The sequence below is a fragment of the Pseudarthrobacter sp. NPDC059871 genome (genome assembly GCF_042731175.1).
Taxonomy (GTDB): domain Bacteria; phylum Actinomycetota; class Actinomycetes; order Actinomycetales; family Micrococcaceae; genus Arthrobacter.
Genome location: NZ_JBHWJV010000001.1, coordinates 20149 through 38819 on the forward strand (window position 1 = coordinate 20149; position 18671 = coordinate 38819).

Genomic DNA, 18671 nt, shown 5'->3' on the forward strand with positions numbered 1-18671 from the left:
GGTCACAGCTGGCAGGATGGAACCCATGACATATTCCGCGGCGGAAGACCGCTACGAATCCATGCCCTACCGCCGGGTGGGCCGCAGCGGCCTGAAGCTCCCGGCTATCTCCCTGGGCCTGTGGCACAACTTCGGCGACGACAAGCGCTTTGATGAACAGCGGGCCATCCTGCGCCGCGCGTTCGACCTCGGCGTGAACCACTTCGACCTCGCCAACAACTACGGCCCGCCGGACGGATCCGCCGAGACCAACTTCGGCCGGCACCTCAAGGACGACTTCAAGCCGTACCGAGATGAGCTGGTCATCTCCACGAAAGCCGGCTACTACATGTGGCCCGGCCCCTACGGTGAGTGGGGCTCACGGAAGTACCTGCTCTCCAGCCTTGACCAGTCGCTCGAGCGCATGGGGCTGGACTACGTGGACATCTTCTACAGCCACCGGCCGGACCCGGAAACGCCGCTGGAAGAAACCATGGGTGCCCTCGACCATGCCGTCCGCTCGGGCAAGGCACTCTACGCGGGCATCTCCTCCTACACCCCGGAGCAGACCATCGAAGCTGCCCGCATCCTGAAGGAGCTCGGCACGCCGCTGCTCATCCACCAGCCCAGCTACTCCATGCTGAACCGCTGGACCGAGAACGGCAGCCCCAACCTCTACGAGGCGCTCGACCAGGTGGGGGCAGGGTCCATCGCCTTCTCGCCGCTGGCCCAAGGCATGCTTACGGACCGCTACCTGAACGGCATTCCGGACGATTCCCGCGCAGCCAAGGCCAGGTTCCTGTCCGAGGATGCCATCACGGATGAGAAGCTCGCCCGGATCCGCGGCCTGAAAGCCATCGCCGAAGGCCGCGGCCAGACGCTCGCGCAGATGGCTATCGCCTGGATCCTCCGGGACCAGCCCAAAGGCTCGCCGGTGACGTCGGCGCTCGTGGGAGCTTCCAGTGTCCGCCAGCTCGAGGACACGCTCTCCGCCATCAACAACCTCGGATTCAGCGCCGACGAACTGACCGCCATCGATGAGTTCGCGGTGGAATCGGACATCAACCTGTGGAAGCAGACTGTCTGACACCCCCCCCTTTCTTACGCAGCGGGACCGGCGGAACAATAGCCGGTCCCGCTGTGTTGGGTACTATGAATAGGCGCCGCGCGGCGCTGTCCCAGCCGGCCGCCGTCGCAATTTCCCCGACGCATTACCAGGCCGGCTGACGTTTGTCCTAAGGAGTTCCGTGTCTTCACATCCGATCCGTGTCGCAATCGTCGGCGTAGGCAACTGCGCCGCGTCGTTGGTGCAGGGCGTCCAGTACTACAAGGACGCCGACCCCACGGCGACCATCCCGGGCCTCATGCACGTTGAGTTCGGCCAGTACCACGTGGGCGATGTCCAGTTCGTGGCCGCGTTCGACGTCGACGGCAAGAAGGTGGGCAACGACCTCGCCGATGCCATCCTGGCCAGCGAAAACAACACCATCAAGATCGCCGACGTCCCGCCCACTGGCGTAACCGTCCAGCGCGGCCACACCCTGGACGGCCTTGGCAAGTACTACCTCGAGACCATCGAGGAATCCACCGAAGAGCCCGTTGACGTGGTTCAGGCACTCAAGGACGCCGATGTTGACGTCATGGTCTGCTACCTGCCCGTCGGTTCCCAGGCCGCTGCTGAGTTCTACGCCCAGGCCGCCATCGACGCAGGCGTTGCCTTTGTCAACGCCCTTCCCGTGTTCATCGCCGGCACCAAGGCATGGGCCGACAAGTTCACCGCCGCCGGTGTTCCGATCGTGGGCGACGACATCAAGAGCCAGATCGGCGCCACCATCACGCACCGCGTCATGGCCAAGCTGTTCGAGGACCGCGGCGTCACCCTGGACCGCACCTACCAGCTGAACGTCGGCGGCAACATGGACTTCAAGAACATGCTGGAACGCGACCGCCTCGAGTCCAAGAAGATCTCCAAGACCCAGGCCGTCACCTCCAACGTCGAGGCTGAGCTCGCCGCCAAGGACGTCCACATTGGCCCGTCCGACTACGTGCAGTGGCTCGATGACCGCAAGTGGGCCTTCGTCCGACTGGAAGGCCGCAACTTCGGTGACGCCCCCGTGTCGCTCGAGTACAAGCTGGAAGTCTGGGACTCGCCTAACTCCGCCGGCGTTATCATCGATGCCATCCGTGCCGCCAAGATCGGCCTGGACCGCGGCATCGGCGGTCCGCTGCTTTCCGCTTCGAGCTACTTCATGAAGTCCCCGCCGGAGCAGTTCAATGACGACCTCGCCCGTGAAAAGGTCGAGGCCTTCATCCGCGGCGACCTGGAGCGCTAAAACCCCCTCCGGGAACGCGCGCTCACTAGTGGTGGTTCCCCCGGGGACGCGCGCTCATTTGTGGTGGTTCCCCGCCGAACGCTCCTCCGTTTCTCACGGGGGAGCGTTCGGCGTTAACGTTCGTCCGTGATTGTCAGTCGGCGGATGGCGTGGCTTGCCTGGGCAAGGGCCAGCAGCTTGAGCATCAGCTGTGAATGCAGATGCATGCCGACGGCAGCGGTCAGGATGACGCTGTCCGTGTCCTGTCCTGCCGTGGTTGCGGCAAGGTCCAGCCCGGCAATCGAGTCAACCGCGCTGCTGTACTGGTCCAGCAGATCCAGCGTCGACCCGATACCCAGCCCTTCCATCAGGGCTATGTGCCGGTCCAGTGCATCCCGTGCGTCGCTGGGTACATCGGGCCAGCTTCGCATGCGTACGACGGCGTCTGCCGCGGCAGTGCGGGCAACCTCGCCGCCGTCGGTTCCAAGCTTCAGGACCACGCGCTGCACGTGGGCAAGCAGCGCCAGGCGCGGAACGCCGTCGTCCGCCATTTTCACAATGCTGCGGATCTGTTCGATGTTGAGGCCCACAATCTGACGCAGTGAGCGGATCAACTCCAAACGTTTGACGTGGTCCGCGTTGTAGCTGGCGCGCGTGGCGTGTACTGACTCGCCGGGCGGCAGGAGCCCTTCGCGGAGGTAATACTTGATGCTTGCCGCGGACGTTCCGGTGACTTCGCTAAGCTCCTTCAGTTGCATGGCGCCTCCGTAAGGTAGCGGACTGCTGGTCCACTATCTTGATGTACTTTTACTGGATAGTACCTCTATCTTAGAGCTATGGAGCACTGGAACGTCTTACTTGTCAGCCACGTTGTTGCGGCACTCTTCGTCCTGGCCATCGGACCGGTGCAGATTCTCCGACGGCGGCGAGACCGCATTCACCGGACCATGGGTTACCTGTGGGTAGCAGACATGTATTACGTGTGTTTCAGCAGTTTCGGCATCGTCAGCGATGGCCACTTCAGTTGGCTGCACGGGCTGTCCGCGTTCACCATCGTCACCGTCACACTCGGGCTGATCAGCGCAGTGCGGCACAACATCCCGGCCCACCGCGGCAACATGGTAGGGAGCTACATCGGGATCGCCGTTGCTTTTGGGTTTGCTGTGGGGGTTCCGGGGCGCAGCATTCCGCTGCTTCTTCTGGCCGATCCCGGCACAGCCTTTTTCGTCGCCGCTCTGGTGCTGCTGTCCGTTGGCGTAGCTTACGCATCCCTGATCAGAGGCGACAGGAAAATCACCGTTTCCCCGGCCTGGCGGAACCGGGAGTCCCACGGTGACACTAGTGGCGATGCAGTCGTGGCACAGCGGCCCTAGAGAGCACGCGCGAATCCGGCTGAGGCTGCAGGATCCATGGTGGAAGCTCTTATCGCTCGCTTGATGTGTTTGATTGCGGTAGTGAAGTTGTCCTCATGGTCAGCCTTGTCGAACACGAGGACTGTCCAGCCTGCCGCCTCAAAGGCCCTGTTTCTGCGTCGATCGCTGAGGCGCTGCGGCTCTTGAAGGTGATGGCCGCCGTCGTACTGGATCGCGATCCGGCACCGACGATACCCCAGGTCCGCGGAAGGAGAACGGCTGTCTCCTTGCCGAAGGCGCACTTGCAATTCCGGATCCGGAAGGCCGGCGTCCAGGATGCCAAGGCGGAGGAACGTTTCCGGCGCCGAATCTGAGCCGACACGCATCAGATCGAGTGCTTGCCGGGCACGCACGATGCCCTGGAGATTTGAATGCCGGTTGATCAAGGTTTTGAGGTCGGAGATGGACGTGTAGGCCTCCGCCCTGCCCTCGAAAGCGGGACGAGGCATTCGGATCAGCTCATCTCCCAACGCCACAAGGTCATTGAGCGGCAGAATGCGAGCCATGTCCAGCCACGTCCGGGCACGGGTGCTGAGCCAAATCCCCTCCACCAACTCGATTTCGCCGGGCCCGGAGATGACCCGGTGGCCGCAAATGCCCTGCCTCCTAACGCCGGGAAGGGCTTTAGGTTTGCTGAGGTGGAGCTCGTTGGAGTCCGAAAGCCACGGCGGTAAGTACGAATTGCGGAGCCGAGCCGCCGTTACGTGGGATATCCAGGCTCCCGGTGTTGCTTCCGACAGCGCACGCGCCGCATCTTCCAGATCGAAAGACCAGGAAGACGGGCGGAAGAGGCCGCGTCCGACGTGCTCGACGTCGGCACGCGTCAGCCGATCGCGAGTCAGATTGGCGCTCACGGCACTTTCGACAGTGAACGGCTTGGTTGCGAGGTGGACCGGTAAGGGAGGGCTGCTGCGCATACTGCATTCTCACCGAATCATCCGACAAGCATCGGAAGTTATCCACAGGGGTCAGCCCAGTTCGTGGGCCGCTGAATCCGATGCTGAGCGGGCGTTGGGGTTTATACCGCCACGAGTGAGCGGGCGTTGGGAATAATGCCGCCACGAGTGAGCGGGCGTTGGGAATAATGCCGCCACGAGTGAGCGGGCGTTTGGATTTAGGCGGCCACTAGTGAGCGGGCGTTTGGATTTAGACCGCCACAAGTGAGCGCGCGTCGGGAGGGGGGAAGGGCGGGAGACGGGGAGGGGGGATATGGGAGGGGGGAAGGGGGGAAGGGGGAGGGTTGGGGCCGGGGGTTAGGTGAGGCCTACCGGGTTGCCGTCGGGGTCGACGTCCATGCGGAGCGCAGCCGGCACGGCGGGGAGCCCCGGCATGGTCATCACTGCGCCGGTCAGCGCCACGATGAAGCCGGCGCCGGTCTTGGGCAGCAGGTCGCGGACATGGATGGTGAAGCCCTTGGGGGCGCCGAGCCGGGTGGCGTCGTCGGTGAAGGAGTACTGGGTCTTGGCCATGCAGACCGGAAGCCCGCCCCAGTCGTTGCGTTCGATGTCGGCCAGCCGCTTCAGTGCCGGGACGGAGAAGTCCACCCCGTCCGCCCCGTAGATCTCCTGCGCGATGGTGCGGATCTTGTCCTCCACAGAGAGCTCCAGCGCGTACAGGTGACGGAACTTGTTGGGTGCCTCCAGGGCCCGCGCCACCAGCCCGGCGAGCTCATCCCCGCCGTCACCGCCGCCGCCCCGGCCCCACACATCTGCCACGGCAGCCGGAACACCTTCCGCGGCGCACCACGCCAGCAGCCAGTCCAGTTCCTCCGCCGTATCCGTGGCGAACCTGTTGATGGCCACCACGGGTGTGACACCGAACTTCTCCACGTTGTGCACGTGCCGGCGCAGGTTCTCGACGCCGGCCTCCAGCGCTGCCACATCCGGCCGTGTCAGCTGGTCCTTGGCCACTCCGCCCTGCATCTTCAGCGCGCGCACGGTGGCCACTACCACGACGGCGGACGGGGCCAGGCCGCCGATCCGCGCCTTGATGTCCATGAATTTTTCGGCACCCAGGTCGGCCCCAAAACCGGCCTCCGTCACCACGATGTCCGCCAGCCGCCGCGCGGTCTGGGTGGCGATGAGGGAGTTGCAGCCGTGCGCAATGTTGGCGAACGGGCCGCCGTGCACCAGCGCCGGGGTGCCTGCGATGGTCTGCACCAGGTTGGGTTTGACCGCTTCCTTCAGCAGCAGGGCCAGCGCCCCCTGCACGCCCAGGTCCGCCACCGTCACCGGGACGCGCTCATAGGTGTACCCGAACGTGATCCTGCCCAGCCGTTCCCGGAGGTCGGCCAGGTCCGTGGCGAGGCAGAACACGGCCATGATCTCTGAAGCGACGGTGATGTCGAACCCGTCCTGCCGCGGCACGCCCTGGGCCGGCCCCCCGAGGCCGATCACCACTTCCCGCAGGGCCCGGTCATTCATGTCCAGGACGCGTTTGAATGTCATGCGCCGCGGATCGATGTTCAAGGCGTTGCCCTGGTAAATATGGTTGTCCACCAGTGCCATCAGCGCGTTGTTGGCGGAGGTGATGGCGTGGAAATCGCCCGTGAAGTGCAGGTTGATCTCGTCCATCGGCAGCACCTGCGAGTAGCCTCCACCGGTGGCGCCGCCCTTCATCCCCAGGACCGGGCCCAGCGAGGGCTCACGCAAAGCGATCATCACTTTGTGGCCCGCCCGCGCCAGGGAGTCCGCCAGCCCCACGGTGGTGGTGGACTTTCCTTCGCCGGCCGGCGTGGGGGACATGGCTGAGACCAGCACCAGCTTGCCGTGCGGCGGCGGTGCGTCCAGCCGGGCGGGATCGATCTTGGCTTTGTAACGCCCGTACTGTTCCAGCGCTGCTGCGTTCACCCCTGCGGCAGCGGCAATGTCTTCGATGGGCCTGATGCGTGCTGCCCGTGCTATCTCGAGGTCGCTGGGAACGCCGGTCATGGCGTCAGGTTACAGGAACGGCCGGCACAAGGTGGCCCACGTGCCGGTCGACGGCGGCGTGGTAGCTTTCGAGCGTGATGGCGGCGGTGCGGGACCAGCCGGAGTTCTGGGCGCGGATGGCAGCGGCCCGCCCCATGTCCACCCGGGTGGCGGGATCGTCGTAGAGCGCCTCAAACGCGTCCGCCCAATCAGCCGCGTGGTGGCCGTCCACCAGCAGCCCCGTCCGGCCATGGAAGATGGCGCGGGACAGTCCGCCCACGCGGGTTGCCACCACCGGGGTCCCGCAGGCCTGGGCTTCCAGGGCCACCAGCCCGAAGGATTCGCTGAAGGAGGGCATCACCACGACGTCGGCCGCGCGGAACCAGGCCGCCAGCTCAGGTGCCGTGACGGGCGGAAGCTGCGTGACGACGTCGTCCATCCCTGCGTCTGCCACGAGCTTGCGGAGGTTGAACTCCTTGTTGCCGCTGAGCTCGCCCAGGATGGTGAGCCGCAGGTCGATGTCCGGGCGCCGCTGCCGCAGCAGGGCCGCCGCCTTAACCAGCACCTGCGGGCCTTTGAGCCGCTGGATGCGGCCGGCGAACAGCAGGTGGAACGTCCCCGGATCCACGCCGTGGTCCTTGCGCGCTTTGGTCCGGAAGGCCGGGGTAAACGTGGCCAGGTCCACGCCCGGGGGAGCGATGTCGATCCGGTCGTAGTCCGCGCCGTAGTGCGACACCAGCTCTGCCGCCTCGGAGCTGGTGTTGGCGATGAGGCGTGCCGCACCGTCCACGATCTGGTGCTCGCCCACCTCACGCCGCCGCGGCTCGGGCTGTTCGCCGGACTCGAGCAGGAGGTTCTTCACCTTGGCCATGGTGTGCATGGTGTGGACCAGCGGCACACCCCACAGTTCGGACAGCTCCAGCCCGGCGATGCCGGACACCCAGTAGTGCGAGTGGATGACGTCGTAGCGGCCGTGCGGCTGACGGCGGCGGATCTGTTCGATCTCCTCGACCATGCTGTGCAGCAGGCCGGGCAGTTCTTCCTTGGGGATCTTCTTCGTCGGTCCGGCAAGGACGTTGTGGACACAGACGCCGGGATCCGGATGTTCGACGGCGGGCTGGCCTGCCGAGGTGGCGCGCGTGAAGATCTCGACTTCAACGCCGGCTTCGGCCAGGGCCGAGGCCAGTTCACGGATGTAGACGTTCATGCCGCCGGCATCGCCGGAACCCGGCTGTTCCATGGGCGAGGTGTGGAGCGACAGCAAGGCCACCCTGCGGATCAATGCCAAGGGACCTCCTTCCGGCCGCCGGCGCTTGTTACGGGCGCACCTGTCCCGGGTACCCGTTCAGTGCGCACTCGGTAAAACATTACTCCTTCAGCCAACCGGGGCCGCAGCCGCCGTCCCACCACGCCACAGCGCCCGCAGCTCCGGAAATGCTTCCTCATAACCGGACAGGAGCCGGGCCGCCAATTCTTCCGAATCCACCAGCGGATGCCGCGCGAAGGCCGCAAGGGCGGCGCCGCGATCGCCGGTGGTGGCTGCCCGGACGGTGAGCCGTTCAACGTCCTTGACCTGCCGCAGCAACCGGAGCTGCGGCTCCGGTGGAGCCTGCTGGGGAAGCGGCAGCGCGCCGTCGGCCGTCACCATGCAGGGAAGTTCGACGACGGCGTCCGCGGGCAGTCCCGGAATGGCGGGTTCCTGAGCGCCCGGGGCCAGCGCGTTGCGGGTGTTCAGGATCAGCTGCGTCCCGCCGGCCCCGGACAGCGCGCGCATGGCGGCGAGCGCCACGCGTTCGTAGCCGCCGCCGGCGAGGTCGTCTTCATCCCGCTGCGTACCTTCCGGGCGTGCCTCCGCCAAGTAGCCCTCCTCGCGGGACCGGCGGGCAGCATCCCACAATTGGAAGGCGTCCGTACCGGCGCCGGCAAGGCGTGGATAGAGGTCCTGCTGCTGTTCGTGGATGCTCTCGCCGCGCGTCTGCCGCATCGCCTGCATGGCTCGCCGGGCGGCGTCGCGCCGGTAGTAGTAATACAGGTACTCGTTGGGCAGCATGCCGAGGCCGGCCAGGAACGGCTGGTCGAACAGCCGGCCCTCCTCGAAGGACGCCAAGGCGGCGGGATTGGCCAACAGCCCCGGCAGCAGGTCGCGGCCGCCGGACTCCAGCCGGTACAGCCAGCCCAGGTGGTTCAGCCCGAAGTAGCCCACGCCGTCGAGCCTTTCCTGCGCCAGGTCCGCTCCCGCAGCGTGTGCGGCGCGCTGTACCAGGGCACCCGCCGAATCGCAGATGCCCACTACCTGGTTCCCCAGCACCGGAACGAGGGCCTCGGTGACCATGCCTGCCGGGTTGGTGAAATTGATCAGCCGGGCTCCGGGGCAGTGCCGGAGCATGAGGCGGGCCAGGTGCATCATGTGGGGAATGGTCCGCAGCGCATAGGAGATGCCGCCCGCGCCTGTGGTTTCCTGCCCCAGCAGTCCCAGGTCCTGGGCCACCTTCTCGTCCGCGATCCGCCCTGCGGTCCCGCCCGGACGGATGGCGGCGAACACCATGTCCGTCCCGGGCAGGGCGTGGGCCAGATCGGTGGTGGAACGGACCGGCAGCCGTGGTCCGGGGCCCACCGGCATACTGTTGAGCACAGCGGTGACGGCCGCCAGGCGGGCGGGATCGACGTCGTACAGCACCAGCTCGGTGACCAGACCGGCAAAGCGGCCTGAAGCCAGCGCCCGGTAGATGAGCGGCACCCGGAAACCCCCGCCGCCGGCAATCAGAAGCCGCATACCCAGCAGTCTAGGGCGGGCCCGGGCGCTCCTCTACCGGATGTCGTTGGCAGGGCGTAGTGTGCCGGACATGGACGCGATCCCGGCACGCCCTTTTGATCCGCTGGCCTCGGTCCGGAAACATTCCGGCCCCGGGTTCGATCTCCTGCTGGCCGGAACCGTCTTCCAGGACATCATTTTCACCGGACTGCCGCACGGCCCTGAGCCGGGCACCGAAATCTGGAGCGACGGCATGGGCAGCTGCCCGGGCGGGGTGGCGAACCAGGCCATCGCGGCGGCCCGGCTGGGACTTCGGACCGGCCTGGCCGCAGTCTTCGGCGACGACGGCTACGGCGACTTCAACTGGAAGATCCTCGCCGGCCAGGAGCGGGTGGACCTGAGCCTGTCCCGCCGGGTGGAGGGTTGGCACTCGCCGGTGACGGTATCGCTGTGCGTCGAGAAGGACCGGTCCATGGTCACCCACGGGCATGCCGCCCCTGTCACATCCTCCGAACTCATCGGGGAGCCGCCGCCCACCCTCGCTGGCATCGCGGAAGTGGGCCTCGAAGTGGAACCCTGGGCCCGCGCCGCCCACGGGGCCGGCGTCAAGCTCTTCGGGGACGTGGGCTGGGACCCCACCGGGGAATGGGCTCCGGTCCGGCTGGAAAACCTGCAGTACTTCCACGCGTTCCTGCCCAACCAGCGTGAGGCTATGGCACTGACCGGCAAGGACAATGCCTGGTCCGCCCTGTATGCGCTCGCGGACCGGGTCCCCGTGGCCGTGGTGACCCTCGGCCCGCAGGGGGCGCTCGCCGTCGATTCGGAAACGGGGGAGGAGGAGTGGGTTCCGTCCCTTCCCGTCAAGGCGCTTGACCCCACTGGAGCGGGCGACTGTTTCGACGCCGCGTTCATTGTGGGCACGCTGGCCGGCTGGCCGCTGGGCAACAGGCTCCGCTTCGCCAACCTGTGCGCCTCCCTGGCCGTGCAGGAAGTGGGCGGTTCGCTGGCCGCCCCCGGCTGGGGAGACATCGCCGACTGGTGGAAACGTGCCAACGCCCGGCCCGAACGCCAGATGAGCCAGTGGCTGCGCCGCTTCGGATTCCTGGCCGAGATCATCCAGGACGTCCCGCAGGCGGCCCAGCGCAGGGCAGCAGCCACCATCGCCCACCTCTCGGACGCTTGAGCTGCCGCTGCTGCCCGGGCACGGCCGGCCGTCCGATTATTCGGCCGCAGGCACCCCTACTAGAATCACTACCGTGACTTACCCCGCCCCAACCGGTGAAATCAGCGCTGCTTCAGTGCACGATCCCCACTACGAGCGTTCCGCCGTGATCGACCTGGACGCCATCCGGCACAACGTCCGCCGGCTCGCTGCCGCTGCCTCGCCGGCCAAGGTCATGGCCGTGGTCAAAGCCGACGCCTACGGGCACGGTGCCGTCCCCGTTGCCCGGGCAGCGCTGGACGCAGGCGCCGCCTGGCTGGGAGTGGCGCACATCTCCGAGGCCCTCGCCCTGCGCGCTGCCGGGATCGACGCGCCGCTGCTCGCATGGCTGCACACCACTGACAGCAACTTCGGCGCGGCGGTGGCGGCCGGCGTCGACATCGGCTGCTCAGGGTGGGAACTCGAACGGATCGTCGCCGCGGCCCGCGAGCAGGAGCGCCCGGCCAGGATCCACCTCAAGGTGGACACCGGGCTGGGCCGCAACGGCGCCACCCTGGAGTACTGGGACACGCTGGTGGGCGAAGCCATGGAGTACCAGGACCAGGGCCTGCTCCGGGTGGTGGGCATCTTCTCCCACCTCGCCGTTGCAGATGAACCCGAACGCCCCGAAACCGACCACCAGTTGGCAGCCTTCCGCGACGCGCTCGCAGTGGCCGAGGACGCCGGGGTTGACGCCGAAGTCCGGCACCTGGCCAACACGCCCGCCACCCTGTCCCGGCCGGACACCCACTTCGACCTGGTACGCGTGGGCCTGGGAATGTACGGACTTTCACCCTTCGACGGCCAGACCTCCGCTGAACTCGGCCTGCGCCCTGCCATGGCGCTGCTGACCAGGGTGTCCCAGTGCAAGGCCGTCCCGGCAGGGCAGGGGGTTTCCTACGGGCTCCACTACCGGACTTCGGGCGCCAGCACCCTTGGCCTGATCCCGCTGGGCTACGCCGATGGCATCCCCCGGGCAGCCACCGGCGGGCCGGTCCGGGTGGCCGGAACCACGTACCCGGTGGTGGGCCGCATCGCCATGGACCAGATGGTCATCGACCTCGGCCCGGGGGTCCAGGGGGCCGCGCTGCTGGGTGCCGAGGCTGAGCTTTTCGGCAGCGGAGCCGACGGCGGTCCCACAGCTGATGACTGGGCGCGCGCCGCCGGGACCATCAACTATGAGATCGTCACGCGGATCAGTCCGCGCGTGCCGCGCCGCTTCATCAACGAACAGGACACGTCCGGCGGCGGGAACGCTTCAGCCGCCAGCGGGGAAGGTGCCCTGTGAGCGCCGCGAACCACATGCCCGGCCAGACGGCTGAAGCCAACTGGGAAAAGACCTATACGGCTACGACGGCGGACCAGACCCATGCGCTCGGCGCGGGGCTGGCCCGGGTCCTGGACGCCGGGGACCTGGTAGTGCTCTCCGGCGAGCTGGGTGCCGGGAAAACCACCCTGACCCAAGGGCTGGGGGAGGGGCTGGGAGTGCGCTCCGGCATCATTTCACCCACCTTTGTGCTGGTCCGGATCCACCCCAACCTCCCTGAGGGGCCCCGCCCCGGCGGCCCGGACCTGGTCCACGTGGATGCCTACCGCCTCGGTTCGGCCGCCGAAGTGGACGACATCGACCTTGAGAACACCATGGACACCTCCGTGACAGTGGTGGAGTGGGGACATGACCGGGTGGAACACCTGAGCGAGAACCGGCTGGAGATCGACCTGCACCGCGCCATCGGCCTGGGCGGCGGGTTCGGCCGCGGGTCCGTCACCACCGGGACAGCTGACGCCGCGAATGCCGGGCAGGACGGCGCACGCGGAAGCCTGGACTTTGATACGGATGAGACGGACGAGCCACGCACCATCGTGATGCGCGGGTACGGCCCCAGGTGGGCCGACGCTCCGGATCTGGACGCTGCCGGGGGGACCAACTGATGCTGATCCTCGCAATCGACACCTCGGCCGTGGCCAGCGCAGCACTGGTCTCCGACAATGCCTTGGAAGGCGTGGTGGCCAACTTCTCCACCGAGGACACCCGCAGCCACGCCGAAGTGCTGGCCCCGGGCATTGCCGGAATGCTGGCCGATGCCGGCGTCGCGGGGGAAGACATCGATGCCGTAGTGGTGGGCGTGGGGCCCGGCCCGTTCACCGGTCTCCGGTCCGGCATCGCCACGGCACGCACCCTGGCCTTCGTATGGGGCAAGCCCCTGCACGGGTTGATGAGCCTCGACGCAATCGCCCTGGAGGTGGCCGAGTCGACGGCGGCTGCTCCTGAGTTCCTGGTGGTCACCGACGCGCGCCGCAAGGAGGTCTACTGGGCCCGCTACAGCCTGGCCGAAGGCCAGTTGCCGGTTCTCGAAGACGGGCCGCATGTTGGCTTCGCCGTTGACCTGCCGGACCTGCCCGCCTTTGGTGCAGGCGCCGGCCTGTACGCGGACGCGCTCCGGGCGGACCCTGACTTTGCCGGTGAGCAGCCGGACGCCCTGTACCTGGGGCAGTTCGCCCTGGCCAGGCTGGCTTCCGGCGCGGCGCTCCTGGACTCCACGCCCCTGTACCTTCGGGAATCCGACGCCCAGGTCCCGGGGCCGCGGAAGAGGGCCCTGTGAGTGCCGCCGGGTCGGACGGGATTCCGGAGCCCCGTTCTGCCTCCTTCGACAGTGTCGCCATCCGGGACATGACAGAGGCCGATATTCCCGCGGTCAGCGCCCTTGAGCAGGAACTGTTTCCGGTGGACGCCTGGCCGGTGCAGATGTTCTTCGACGAACTTGCCCAGCCGGAAACGCGCCGCTACCTGGTGGCCGAAGGGCCGGACGGCATCGTCGGGTATGCCGGGCTCATGTGCATTGAACCCATCGCGGATGTCCAGACCATCGCCGTCGTGCCCCACCGCGAGGGCCGTGGCATCGGCAGCACGCTCCTCACCGAACTGATCGACGAGGCCCGCCGGCGGCGCGCCGCGGACGTCCTGCTGGAAGTACGTGCCGACAACCCGCGCGCCCAGCGGCTGTACCTCCGTTTCGGTTTCCAGCAGATCCATGTCCGCCCCCGCTACTACCGCGACGGCGTGGACGCCCTGATCATGCGGCTGGCGCTGGTGCCGGAAACAGAAACAGAATCCCCAAGCAAAGGAATCCGGCCATGAACCGCACGCAGCCGCTGGTGCTGGGCATCGAATCCTCCTGCGACGAAACCGGCGTCGGCGTCGTCCGGGGAACCACGCTCCTGGCCAACACGGTGTCCTCATCGATGGACGAGCATGTCCGGTTCGGCGGTGTCATCCCGGAGATCGCCTCCCGGGCGCACCTCGATGCGTTTGTCCCCACCCTGGAACAGGCCCTCGCTGAGGCAGGGGCCACCCTGGACGACGTCGATGCCATCGCGGTTACCTCGGGCCCGGGCCTGGCCGGTGCCCTGATGGTGGGAGTCTGTGCAGCGAAGGCTCTGGCCGTGGCCACCGGCAAACCGCTGTATGCCATCAACCACCTGGTGGCCCATGTGGGCGTGGGGCTCCTGGATGACCGGGCAACCGGACAGCAGCAGGCCCTGCCTGAAATCCTCGGCGCCCTGCTGGTCTCCGGCGGCCACACCGAAATCCTCCGGATCAACAGCATCACCAGCGACGTGGAACTCCTGGGCTCCACCATCGATGACGCCGCCGGCGAAGCGTACGACAAGGTGGCCCGCATCCTGGGGCTCGGCTACCCGGGCGGCCCGGCCATCGACAGGGTGGCCCGTACCGGCAACTCGAAAGCGATCCGGTTCCCGCGCGGCCTCAGCCAGCCCAAATACATGGGAACGGCCGAAGAACCGGGCAAGCACCGCTACGACTGGTCCTTCAGCGGACTGAAGACCGCCGTGGCCAGGTGCGTGGAACAGTTCGAAGCCCGCGGGGAAGAAATCCCGGTGGCTGACATCGCCGCGGCCTTCCAGGAAGCCGTGGTGGACGTGATCTCCTCAAAGGCCGTGCTTGCCTGCAGGGAACACGGGATCAAGGACGTGCTGCTGGGCGGCGGCGTGGCCGCCAACTCCAGGCTGCGGGAGCTGACCGGTCAGCGCTGCGCATCCGCCGGGATCCGGCTTCACGTTCCGCCGTTGGACCTGTGCACGGACAACGGGGCCATGGTGGCCGCCCTCGGCGCGCAGCTGGTCATGGCGGGCGCCGAACCCAGCGGGATCAGTTTCGCACCGGACTCCTCGATGCCCGTCACTTCGGTCTCCCTCCCGGCCTGAACACCCGCGTTGTTTGGGGGAGCGGTCGGCTAAGTGGGGTGAAGCGGCAACTCAGGCGGTGGGGCCGCTGCGCATCTGCTTGACCAGGTCCAGGACCACGGCCTGCAGGTTGCCGCCGTTGTCCTCCGCCACGCGCCGCTGGCGCTGGTACCCGGCACCGCGGCGGATGATCTTTTCGACGTCGGCCAGCTCATCCTGGCAGCCCAGCTTCGCCGCCACGGGCTCCAGCCGGTTCAGCGTTTCCATCAGGTGGTCCGTCACCAGCTGCTCTTTGCCGGCGGCGTCCAGGATGATGATGGCGTCCATGCCGTAGCGGGCGGCACGCCACTTGTTTTCCTGGACGTGCCACGGCGGCATGGTGGGGATGGTGCCGCCGTTGTCCAGGGTGGTGGAGAACTCGTCCACCAGGCACTGGGTGAGGGCCGCGATGGCGCCGACTTCCTCCAGGGTGGCCAGGCCGTCGCAGATGCGCATTTCGATGGTTCCCAGGGCCGGCACGGGCCGGATGTCCCAGCGGATCTCGGAGATGGTGTCGATCACCCCGGTGGTGAACATGTCCTGGACGTAGGACTCGTATTCGGACCAGGAGGGGAACTGGAACGGCAGGCCTGCGGTGGGCAGCTGCTGGAACATGAGGGCACGGTGCGAGGCGTAGCCGGTGTCCTCGCCGCCCCAGAACGGGCTGGACGCGGACAACGCCTGGAAATGCGGGAAGTAGTTGACCAGTCCGTCGAGCACCGGGAGGGCCTTCTCGCGGCGGTCCAGGCCCACGTGGACGTGCACGCCATAGATGACCATCTGCCGGCCCCACCACTGGGTACGGTCGATGAGCTTCGCGTAGCGGGCCTTGTCCGTCACCGGCTGCAGCTGCGGCGGGCTGAACGGGTGGCTGCCGGCGCAGAAGAGCTCCACGCCCATGGGATCGGTAATTTCCCGGACTGCGGCCACGGAGCGGCTGAGGTCTTCCTTCGCCTCGGCAGCGGTCTCGCAGATGCCCGTAACCAGTTCCACCGTGTTCAGCAGCAGTTCCTGCTTGATGTGGGGATGTTCGTCATCCTCGTTCAGTTCGGGATGGCGGGAGGCGACACCGCGGAGCACCTCATTGGCGACGGACGCGAGTTCACCGGTGCGGCCGTCCACCAGCGCCAGTTCCCACTCAACACCAAGGGTTGATTGCCTCGATGGTGCGAAGTCGATCTTCACGCATTTCCTCACTGTCCGGGATGCCGCTGGCTGGCGCCGCTTCCGGAAAGTGCCGGCAAACGAACGGGTGTTTCAAGTCTATAGCGCAGGGGTAGCATCATAATGATGTCCCCGTTCCAACGCCTGCGTGACAGTACCCACAAAACCCTCCCCCTGATCGCGGCTTTGTCCGCCGTTGCCCTGGCCTCGTGCACGGCAGGGCCGCCCACTCCTGCGCCCTCAACGCCGGCCCCATCGCCGTCGGCTTCCGCATCGGCGTCGCCCGGCACGCCCTCTTCAGCACCGCGTACGACGCCGGTCCCCACCATGGCGTCCCCGTCACCTGATCCGGGTTCCCGGCCCTTGGGGTGGGGTCCCCAGCAGCGCGACCAGGACGCGGCAGCAGCCGCCGTGGCAGCCATGACACCCGAGCAAAAGGCCGGCCAGGTCCTGCTCCCGTCCTACGGCGGCCAGCAGGTGGAAGCGCAGGCTGCTGCCATAGAACGGCTGCACCTGGCCGGGAGCATCATCATGGGTGACAACGTTCCCCGCGACCCGCAGGGACAGGTGGACGTTGCCGCCATGACGGCGGTCAACCAGCGGCTCTCCCGGGCAACCACCGCTGACGGTGACCCGTGGCCGGGCATCGTCGGCGTAGACCAGGAAGGCGGGATTGTGGCCAGGCTGGGAGCGCCCCTGACCGAATGGCCCACGCCCATGAGCTACGGTGCCGCCGGAAATGCGTCCCTCACGCGGGACGCCGGGCAGGGTGTCGCTGGGGAGCTGGCGCCGCTTGGCTTCAACCTGGACTTCGCGCCGGACGCGGATGTCACCATCGGCCCCAAAGACCCCACCATCGGCGCCCGGTCCATATCCGGGGATCCTGCAGCTGTGGCCACGCAGAGCGTGTCATTCGCCCAGGGCATGCTGGCCGCCGGGGTACTGCCCACTGTCAAGCACTTTCCCGGCCACGGTTCAGTCACCGCCGATTCGCACCTTAGCCTGCCACTCCAGAACGCCGGCGTGGAGGAGTTGCGCGGCCGGGACTGGAAGCCCTTCCAGGCGGCCGTCGACTCCGGCCTGCCGATCGTGATGACCGGGCACATCGCCGTGCCAGCGCTGGAACCCGGCGTGCCGGCGTCGCTCTCGTCCAGGACTTACGCCGCGCTGCGTGGCCTCGGCTTCAAGGGTGTAGCGGTGACCGACGCCCTGAACATGGGCGCCGTCACCAAGCAGTACCCGGCCGGTTCCGCCGCCGTTTCTGCCCTCGCAGCCGGGGCCGACCTGCTCCTCATGCCGGCCGATGTCGCGCAGGCGCACGCCTCAATAGTCCAGGCCGTGACCTCCGGTGCGCTGCCGAAGGAACGGCTGGACGAAGCCGCCACGAGGGTGGCCACCATGATGATCTGGCGGGGGCGGAGTGGTTCCGCGCCGGCGCCCGCTGGCAGCGGCGCGGCATTGTCCGCCAAGGTTTCAGGGTCCGCTGTCACCATCCTGTCCGGCAACTGCAGCGGACCGCTGGTCCCCGGAGCTGTCCGGGTAGCCGGCGGGGGACCGGGCGACAAGGAACGGTTCGAAGCCGCAGCCGCCCGCGCAGGCCTGGCCGTGGGCTCCGGACCCCTGGTCAGCCTCATCGGTTACGGCGGCGCGCCCGCCGGCGGCGACATCGCCGTCACCCTGGATGCCCCCTGGCCGCTGCAGGGTTCCCCCGCGCCGGTGAAGATCGCGCTGTACGGCCGGACCGACGCTGCCTTCGATGCCCTCGCCGCCGTGTTGGCCGGGAAGGCGGCGGCCCCCGGAAAGCTGCCGGCGGCCGTCGGGCCCTATCCTGCCGGCAGCGGCTGCCCCTAACCTCCCGGGCCGCGTTTAATGGAGAGGTGCCTATCCTCAATAAAGACATGACCTTCTGCATCTCCCTCTCGGCCCGGCCCAGCAACAACGGGACGCGCTTCCACAACCACCTGTATGGACAGCTCGACCTGAACTGGATCTACAAGGCCTTCGCGCCCACCAACCTCGAGCAGGCCATTGCCGGCGTCAGGGGCCTCGGTATCCGCGGCTGCGCCGTGTCCATGCCGTATAAGGAGGATGTGATCGCGCTGGTAGACGAGATGGACCCCTCGGCCAAGGCCATCGATTCGGTGAACACCATCGTGAACACGGACGGGCACCTCAAGGCCTACAACACCGACTACACGGCCATCGAGCAGCTGCTGGCCACCAACTCGGTGCCGACCGGCTACTCGGTCCTTGTCCAGGGCGCCGGCGGCATGGCGAAAGCAACCGTGGCGGCGCTGCGCGACGCAGGTTTCACGGATGTCACAGTCATCGCCCGGAATGAGGCGGCCGGCCGGGCGCTCGCCGAGCAGTACGGCTTCCAGTGGCGGGCAGCGCTCGACGGCGGTGCGGCGGACATGATCGTCAACGTCACCCCCATCGGGATGGCCGGAGGTCCCGACGTCGACTCACTGTCCTTCCCCGAGGACGCCATCGCGGCGGCCAAAGTGGTGTTCGACGTCGTGGCGTTGCCGGCCGAGACGCCGCTGATCCGGGCCGCCCGGGCGGCGGGCAAGCCGGTGATCACCGGTGCGGAGGTGGCCACCATCCAGGCGCTGGAGCAGTTCGTGCTGTACACCGGCGTGCGTCCCACGGCGGAACAGGTGCGGGCCGCCGAGGAATTTACCCGGGCGCAGTAAC

The 18671-nt window shown here is 67.4% G+C and carries 18 protein-coding genes; 12 read left to right on the forward strand and 6 right to left on the reverse strand.

The window, feature by feature from the left end; translation table 11 throughout:
• Nucleotides 1-25 precede the first annotated feature (25 nt).
• Nucleotides 26-1066 (forward strand): L-glyceraldehyde 3-phosphate reductase, encoded by a 1041-nt coding sequence (gene mgrA, locus ACFV4R_RS00075; protein WP_377203859.1) that lies wholly within the window; start codon nucleotides 26-28, stop codon nucleotides 1064-1066.
• 160 nt (nucleotides 1067-1226) lie between these two features.
• The gene (locus tag ACFV4R_RS00080) at nucleotides 1227-2312 is read left to right on the forward strand and encodes an inositol-3-phosphate synthase (RefSeq protein WP_377203860.1); all 1086 of its coding nucleotides are present in this window, start codon (nucleotides 1227-1229) and stop codon (nucleotides 2310-2312) included.
• Between the two features lie 113 nt (nucleotides 2313-2425).
• On the opposite strand, the gene ACFV4R_RS00085 is transcribed toward ACFV4R_RS00080, so the two are convergent.
• Nucleotides 2426-3049, reverse strand: a complete 624-nt coding sequence (locus ACFV4R_RS00085; protein WP_377203861.1) for a MerR family transcriptional regulator — start codon at nucleotides 3047-3049, stop codon at nucleotides 2426-2428.
• A 78-nt stretch (nucleotides 3050-3127) separates the two neighbouring features.
• Here ACFV4R_RS00085 and ACFV4R_RS00090 point away from each other — a divergent pair, with 78 nt between their 5' ends.
• Nucleotides 3128-3664: a DUF2306 domain-containing protein gene (locus tag ACFV4R_RS00090; protein ID WP_377203862.1), complete on the forward strand. Its 537-nt coding sequence runs from the start codon at nucleotides 3128-3130 to the stop codon at nucleotides 3662-3664.
• On the opposite strand, the gene ACFV4R_RS00095 is transcribed toward ACFV4R_RS00090, so the two are convergent.
• The 4 genes from ACFV4R_RS00095 to ACFV4R_RS00110 form a co-directional block, all read right to left on the reverse strand.
• The gene (locus ACFV4R_RS00095; RefSeq protein ID WP_377203863.1) at nucleotides 3661-4620 is read right to left on the reverse strand and encodes an endonuclease domain-containing protein; all 960 of its coding nucleotides are present in this window, start codon (nucleotides 4618-4620) and stop codon (nucleotides 3661-3663) included. The two genes, ACFV4R_RS00090 and ACFV4R_RS00095, sit on opposite strands and share 4 nt — an antisense overlap.
• A gap of 336 nt (nucleotides 4621-4956) precedes the next feature.
• Nucleotides 4957-6633: a formate--tetrahydrofolate ligase gene (locus ACFV4R_RS00100; RefSeq protein WP_377203864.1), complete on the reverse strand. Its 1677-nt coding sequence runs from the start codon at nucleotides 6631-6633 to the stop codon at nucleotides 4957-4959.
• Between the two features lie 4 nt (nucleotides 6634-6637).
• On the reverse strand, nucleotides 6638-7900 hold the full coding sequence (gene mshA, locus ACFV4R_RS00105) for a D-inositol-3-phosphate glycosyltransferase (RefSeq protein WP_377203865.1): 1263 nt from the start codon (nucleotides 7898-7900) through the stop codon (nucleotides 6638-6640).
• 87 nt (nucleotides 7901-7987) lie between these two features.
• Entirely contained in the window at nucleotides 7988-9385 is a 1398-nt protein-coding gene (locus ACFV4R_RS00110) for a 6-phospho-beta-glucosidase (protein WP_377203866.1), read from the reverse strand.
• 70 nt (nucleotides 9386-9455) lie between these two features.
• Here ACFV4R_RS00110 and ACFV4R_RS00115 point away from each other — a divergent pair, with 70 nt between their 5' ends.
• The 6 genes from ACFV4R_RS00115 to tsaD all read left to right on the forward strand — a co-directional run bounded on the left by ACFV4R_RS00115 (nucleotide 9456) and on the right by tsaD (nucleotide 14792).
• Nucleotides 9456-10547: a carbohydrate kinase family protein gene (locus ACFV4R_RS00115; protein ID WP_377203867.1), complete on the forward strand. Its 1092-nt coding sequence runs from the start codon at nucleotides 9456-9458 to the stop codon at nucleotides 10545-10547.
• A 73-nt stretch (nucleotides 10548-10620) separates the two neighbouring features.
• Nucleotides 10621-11853: an alanine racemase gene (gene alr / locus ACFV4R_RS00120; RefSeq protein WP_377203868.1), complete on the forward strand. Its 1233-nt coding sequence runs from the start codon at nucleotides 10621-10623 to the stop codon at nucleotides 11851-11853.
• A 14-nt stretch (nucleotides 11854-11867) separates the two neighbouring features.
• Nucleotides 11868-12497, forward strand: a complete 630-nt coding sequence (gene tsaE, locus ACFV4R_RS00125) for a tRNA (adenosine(37)-N6)-threonylcarbamoyltransferase complex ATPase subunit type 1 TsaE (protein ID WP_377203912.1) — start codon at nucleotides 11868-11870, stop codon at nucleotides 12495-12497.
• Complete coding sequence (tsaB, locus tag ACFV4R_RS00130) at nucleotides 12497-13168, forward strand: tRNA (adenosine(37)-N6)-threonylcarbamoyltransferase complex dimerization subunit type 1 TsaB (RefSeq protein WP_377203869.1); 672 nt, start codon at nucleotides 12497-12499, stop codon at nucleotides 13166-13168. The genes tsaE and tsaB overlap by 1 nt, the downstream gene beginning before the upstream one ends.
• A gap of 68 nt (nucleotides 13169-13236) precedes the next feature.
• Nucleotides 13237-13704, forward strand: coding sequence for a ribosomal protein S18-alanine N-acetyltransferase (rimI, locus tag ACFV4R_RS00135; protein WP_377203913.1), 468 nt, complete (start codon nucleotides 13237-13239; stop codon nucleotides 13702-13704).
• Entirely contained in the window at nucleotides 13701-14792 is a 1092-nt protein-coding gene (gene tsaD / locus ACFV4R_RS00140; RefSeq protein WP_377203870.1) for a tRNA (adenosine(37)-N6)-threonylcarbamoyltransferase complex transferase subunit TsaD, read from the forward strand. The genes rimI and tsaD overlap by 4 nt, the downstream gene beginning before the upstream one ends.
• Nucleotides 14793-14843: 51 nt before the next feature.
• On the opposite strand, the gene ACFV4R_RS00145 is transcribed toward tsaD, so the two are convergent.
• A complete protein-coding gene (locus ACFV4R_RS00145) occupies nucleotides 14844-15995 on the reverse strand; it encodes a glutamate--cysteine ligase (RefSeq protein WP_377203871.1) in 1152 nt (383 codons plus the stop codon).
• 188 nt (nucleotides 15996-16183) lie between these two features.
• On the opposite strand from ACFV4R_RS00145, the gene ACFV4R_RS00150 reads away from it, so the two are divergent.
• The 3 genes from ACFV4R_RS00150 (at nucleotide 16184) to ACFV4R_RS00160 (ending at nucleotide 18670) form a co-directional block, all read left to right on the forward strand.
• Nucleotides 16184-16321, forward strand: a complete 138-nt coding sequence (locus ACFV4R_RS00150) for a hypothetical protein (protein WP_377203872.1) — start codon at nucleotides 16184-16186, stop codon at nucleotides 16319-16321.
• A gap of 73 nt (nucleotides 16322-16394) precedes the next feature.
• On the forward strand, nucleotides 16395-17825 hold the full coding sequence (locus ACFV4R_RS00155) for a glycoside hydrolase family 3 N-terminal domain-containing protein (RefSeq protein WP_377203914.1): 1431 nt from the start codon (nucleotides 16395-16397) through the stop codon (nucleotides 17823-17825).
• Between the two features lie 26 nt (nucleotides 17826-17851).
• Complete coding sequence (locus ACFV4R_RS00160; protein WP_377203873.1) at nucleotides 17852-18670, forward strand: shikimate 5-dehydrogenase; 819 nt, start codon at nucleotides 17852-17854, stop codon at nucleotides 18668-18670.
• Nucleotide 18671 lies beyond the last annotated feature (1 nt).